At 54.7% G+C, this 4849-nt stretch carries 4 protein-coding genes; 2 read left to right on the top strand and 2 right to left on the bottom strand.

Annotated elements, in window-relative coordinates; all coding sequences use genetic code 11:
- Nucleotides 1-65 precede the first annotated feature (65 nt).
- Nucleotides 66-1085, top strand: coding sequence for a tyrosine-type recombinase/integrase (locus ACVRRC_RS21480; RefSeq protein ID WP_011914410.1), 1020 nt, complete (start codon nucleotides 66-68; stop codon nucleotides 1083-1085).
- Nucleotides 1082-3247 (top strand): site-specific integrase, encoded by a 2166-nt coding sequence (locus ACVRRC_RS21475; RefSeq protein ID WP_011914409.1) that lies wholly within the window; start codon nucleotides 1082-1084, stop codon nucleotides 3245-3247. Before ACVRRC_RS21480 ends, ACVRRC_RS21475 begins: the two co-directional genes overlap by 4 nt.
- A 144-nt stretch (nucleotides 3248-3391) precedes the next feature.
- Here ACVRRC_RS21475 and ACVRRC_RS21470 read toward each other — a convergent pair whose 3' ends face one another.
- Entirely contained in the window at nucleotides 3392-3895 is a 504-nt protein-coding gene (locus ACVRRC_RS21470) for a chlorite dismutase family protein (protein ID WP_011914408.1), read from the bottom strand.
- Between the two features lie 83 nt (nucleotides 3896-3978).
- Entirely contained in the window at nucleotides 3979-4341 is a 363-nt protein-coding gene (locus tag ACVRRC_RS21465) for a cupin domain-containing protein (RefSeq protein ID WP_071534424.1), read from the bottom strand.
- Nucleotides 4342-4849 lie beyond the last annotated feature (508 nt).

Below are 4849 nucleotides of genomic sequence, written 5' to 3'. Positions count from 1 at the left end.
GCTCTATTAAGTTAGGTGGAATGCTTTTGAGCTAGGCTGAATCCGTTGACGCTCAGGGGGCGCCCATGACCACCACCCCATTGCACAAGCAAGTGTTAAGTCGTTATTCCAGTGTACAAGCTTGGCTGGAGCTCTTGGGTAATCTGGGGCGTGCGCCGGCCACCCTTGACGCCTATGGCCGTGCCCTTGCGCATTACTTATTGCATTGCGAAGGGAGTGGGCTGAAACCCGAATCCGCGACATTCGAACAAGTCACGCTCTACATCCGTGAGCTGCTACCTGGCGCAAAGAGCGCGGTGGCGAATTCAACCTTGCACCAGCGGCTTACTGCTATCCGGTTGTGGTACGACCACCTCGTTTTTCAGGGTCTTTGCGAGCACAACCCCGTGCCCCGCGGACAGCATGGTCGGCTGGCCCAAGTGCCTGGACATGGAGGGTTTGTCAGGGGCTTGCTCCCACGGCTGATTAAGTTGCCAGACATTCCCACCGATGAGCAGTGGCGACACTTTCTCAGTATTGCGGCCAGGTCGTCTATCCGTGATCGACTAATGCTGTCGTTGGCGTATTTCGGGGCTCTTCGCCGTGCCGAGTTGGTGGCCTTGCGTATTGAGGATTTAGACGTTGCACACCGACTGATCTCGGTGCGAGCGGAAACGACCAAAGGCAAACGCAGCCGCGTCGTGTGCTACAGCCCAGACATTGCACCTGTCTTGATAGAGCATCTACATGCTCTTCGCGGCGCTGGCTGGATGCGAGGTTCGTTGTTTCGATCAGCATCAGATCGTAATCGAGGCTCGCCACTGTCCCGTTGGGCGTGGAGTAAAACGGTTGAAGGGTGGGCCAAGGAAGCGAAACTATCGCACCTGAGCACTCATACCTTTCGCCACCTTCGGCTTACCCATCTGGCCCGTGCGGGCTGGAAGCTCCATGAACTGACCACGTATGCTGGACATCGAGACCCCAAAACCACTTTGATTTACCTGCACCTATCTGGCGCGGATTTAACCGCAAAGATGGCGCACTCCGTCGGCAGTCTCGATGCTCGGATGTTCTGTGAACTCTTTGGGTCTGAGGCATTGCTATGAGCACCCCCTCAGTCACCCCTTATGTTCCGTTCGACGCGAGCAAGTACGTACGTCAGAGCGATCTATCGAAAATCGAGCTGAGCATACTTTCGAATCGCTCTCACCGTTCAGACTGGGGCTACCTCCAATCAGAGATACCTGAGCTCATGAGGCCGCTAGCTGATATAGCGGCGCACAGCGGCGTTTCTCAGCGATTAGCCATTTCATCAGTGGCAGTCATTCTCTGGAATGTCAGCAAAACCGGTAAACCCTACTGGTGTTGGTCTGAGTCGCAGTGGTTGACCTTGCTCAGTAATCGAGCAGGATCACGACCATATCTCGCTTCCGTTGCTTACCATCTCGGCGATTTTCGAACCCCGCAGCGTATCGCCAAATTCCGGCAGCCGGCGATATATGCTTCTTTTATCTTCGGCCATGCCGTGTTCAGACATGAGCACGTTCGCTTGAGCCAAGCGTTGAGATCGCTGGGCTACGCTGCTCGCCATCTTGAGCAGTTCCTTTCCAACGTGCTGGGTGCCTTGATGCTGGAAAACGGCGATCCGCGGTTGGAGACATTCACCGAGGAACTGCTACTGAAGGGCCAACAGCATCGAAGCGAAGGTGTCGCGAGATCGGTCGGAAAGGTATCTCACGGCCTCGCTGCCATGGGGATTTTGGCGAAACCTTTACGCATGCGAGGCTATACCTGTTGGCGGGCGAAAAGCATCGAAGGCATCGATCCGACTTGGGCAATGTGGTGCCGTCGATGGCGAGACACTTCCACCTTGCGTCCACGCACACGTGAAAGCAATTACAGTTTTATCTTGAGGACCGGTGTCTGGCTAGCGCGCGAGCAATCAGGAATGGCGGCGCCTACCGATTGGAGCATGTCCACTTGCGCTGCATTTATTGCTGCCGTCGACCGGATGACGGTCGGTGAGTGGGCTTTGGAGTCAGCGAAGGGAACACAGCTAAAGGGGCTTGGTCAGCCTATCGCTGCCAACTCGAAGCGCGGCTTTCTACATGCCTTGCGACGATTTTTTACAGACTTTGAACTCTGGGGATGGGGTCGTTTGAAGTTCAGCCCCCGGCATCACCTCGCCACCCCGCGATCCGTGACATTCAACTCGGGTATCAACCCGCGGGTAATTGATGACTCGACCTGGCTCAAGCTGATTTGGGCGAGTCTAAATCTTGAGCGTAGTGATCTGCTTTCGGAGATTCACTATCCGCTGTCGATGGTTCAAGCCATTGCTGTAGTGTGGACGCACGCTGGTTTGCGCAGCAATGAAATCATGCGCTTGGATAAAAGATGCGCGCATCCTCAGACCAATGATGTGGTACACGAGGATGGGACCATCGTTCCAGCAAAAACTTTATGCTATCTCGATATTCCTGCCAGCAAGACGTTCAAAGCTTTCGTCAAACCTGTAGCGGTGGTCGTGAAGGAGCGCATTGACGCCTGGCTGGAGGACAGGCCTGCTAACCAGGCCGCTTTGCTGGATGAGCGAACCGGGGAAAAAGTTAGCTACCTATTTCAGTTTCGAGGCAAGCGCATAGGCTCCAGTGTCATTAATGGCACCATCATTCCAATGCTATGCGCCAAGGCGGGTGTGCCACTGGAGGACAGTCGCGGGCGAATCACCAGCCACCGGGGACGTGCCTCCGCAGTGACGGCGCTCGCCAGCGTCCCTCAGGGCATGTCGCTGATCGAGCTAATGCAGTGGTCGGGACATAGCTCGCCGAATTCGACTTTGCATTACATTCGAATTCGGCCTACCAAGCTGGCAGCATCCTTCGTTAAAGCCGATCAAATGGCCCATATGGTCTCCGTTTTGATCGATCATGACGTAATTGTTCGCCATTCAGATGCCCCCTACACCTTCTATGACTTGGGCGACTCGTATTGTTCAAATCCCTTCTGGAGCAGCTGCCCACATCGCATGGCCTGTGCGGGGTGTGACTTCAACTTGCCGAAAGCCAGCGCAAGGGCCCAAGCATTGGAAAGCAAATCGTCTATCGGACGGTACTTGGAGGCCGTGCCTTTAACTCCCGACGAGCGAGCCATTGCCGAGGGCGACTTGGAAAAGCTGGAGAGCCTCATTCGAAAGCTGGACAATGTGCCGGCTCTAGACGGCAGGATGCCGAGGAGATCGATGAGAGAAAGAGGAGGCTATAAGTAGAAAAGTTCTTAAGCGACTAGTGGCTCGCTAGACATACCTGTCGCGTTACTCCTAAGTTATGCGACACACTAGATTTTTCGGGGTTTTGCTGGGCTGCGGGTGTCGCAGGAGTGTGCCGCACGTAGATCGAAGTTAAACCTGATGCTAGGCCGGCTCATGCACTAGCCGGATGTCGATTTCTCTGTCGACATACTGCCACTCCACCGAGGCTCGGAGTTCGGCCAGAAGCCTGTTAAAGGCCGTCTCATCAGACGGGGAATATTCGAACCAAGTCAAGAAGTCGAAGGGTTCGTTCTCGCCCAGGTCCCGACAATGGTGGAGGCGGCGGGCCACAGCAGGGAGATATTGGAGCCCGATGTGAATGTGACGGGACTGTTCCTCAAAAATCTTCCGGCGTTCGTCTTGAGACAGTCCCCACCATGAGGGGTTTTTCCGGATAGGGATCAGGGCGGCGCAGGTAGCCTCTGCTCGACCCAAGCTTGGCTGCTTCGCCACGAGACGATCCTTCTCTTCACGCACGACATAGCGCTCGTTACTCGTTATCCCGCGAAGGAGCCATTTGGTGCCCGGAGGCTGCGGCGAAACAGAGCCAGCGGCTACGTTGAGCCGTGGGATTCCAGGGAGAGGGGCTCCTGCCACGGCATTCATCGCAACAACGCGCCAAACCCCCGTTTCTCCACCAGCGAACGTAAATACTCGTGTATTCATCAGGTTCCTCTCAGGCCTTTCGCCTATTTCTCAGATAACGCAAAACCTGCACTGCCCGGCGCAACCACGGAGACAAATATGAAAGGTCCTGGACCAGAGTTCACGGCACCATGTACTTGCCCAGGTTTTGCAATGGCAATATCTCCAGCTTTAAGATGAATTTCTACGCCGTTGCCTTGATAATACTTGGCCTCACCTGAGATAACCGTCCAAGTATCTTGGCCGTGAGGATGGACATGGGCAGCTATTTCCTGCCTAGGGTAGGCGTGCCAAACTACAACGACAGAATCGTTGGTCTCCAGAACAACTGAACGGATCGGTTCGCCGTTAGACGGACGGACATATTCGTCCACCGAAAAAATCCGCGATTCCGTTTCTGCTTTCATGTTCACACTCCATTCCTGCACCGCAAGGTGACGTGCATCTGGCACTAACACCAAGACGAAGCCTTGATCTTGATGGGGGCGGAGAAGCTCGACACGCCGAACGGCATCATGAAGAGCACTTTCATGCGGCACCAACCATTTCTTTTAACGACACGAGGCTCGTATGCACATGACGATATGTACTTGAGCGCCTTTCGGAAAAGCTATGTTATAGGACGGAGACCGTCAATACTCCGTCGTGGGTAGGCATGACAGAACGGTAGGATAACGGCGACGTTTTGGTCATATGTACATGGGAGGGCGGTTCACCGCTCGGCAGGGGTGTTGTCGATGGACAGGTGTCCGCCTTCGATGTAACAGATCAGCTTTGACCGGTTACTAACAGGATGACCGGATGATCCGGTGAGCGACGGCGATCTCCTCAGAAGCTACAGCCATACCGGTTGGGTATGAGAAGCTCCAAGGGCGAGCATGGCCCGGTTCTTATTGACTTTCTATTACACATAAA

The sequence above is a fragment of the Stutzerimonas sp. LR2 genome (assembly GCF_055755175.1).
Note: the sequence above shows the minus strand (reverse complement) of the source record. Positions and strands in the feature narration are given on the sequence as shown.

What these genes read in the sequence shown, in the direction of transcription:
- ACVRRC_RS21480 (WP_011914410.1), top strand. Translation starts at nt 66, where the DNA reads ATGACCACCACCCCATTGCACAAGCAAGTGTTAAGTCGTTATTCCAGT.
- ACVRRC_RS21470 (WP_011914408.1), bottom strand. Translation starts at nt 3,895, where the DNA reads ATGAATGCCGTGGCAGGAGCCCCTCTCCCTGGAATCCCACGGCTCAAC.
- ACVRRC_RS21465 (WP_071534424.1), bottom strand. Translation starts at nt 4,341, where the DNA reads ATGAAAGCAGAAACGGAATCGCGGATTTTTTCGGTGGACGAATATGTC.
- ACVRRC_RS21475 (WP_011914409.1), top strand. Translation starts at nt 1,082, where the DNA reads ATGAGCACCCCCTCAGTCACCCCTTATGTTCCGTTCGACGCGAGCAAG.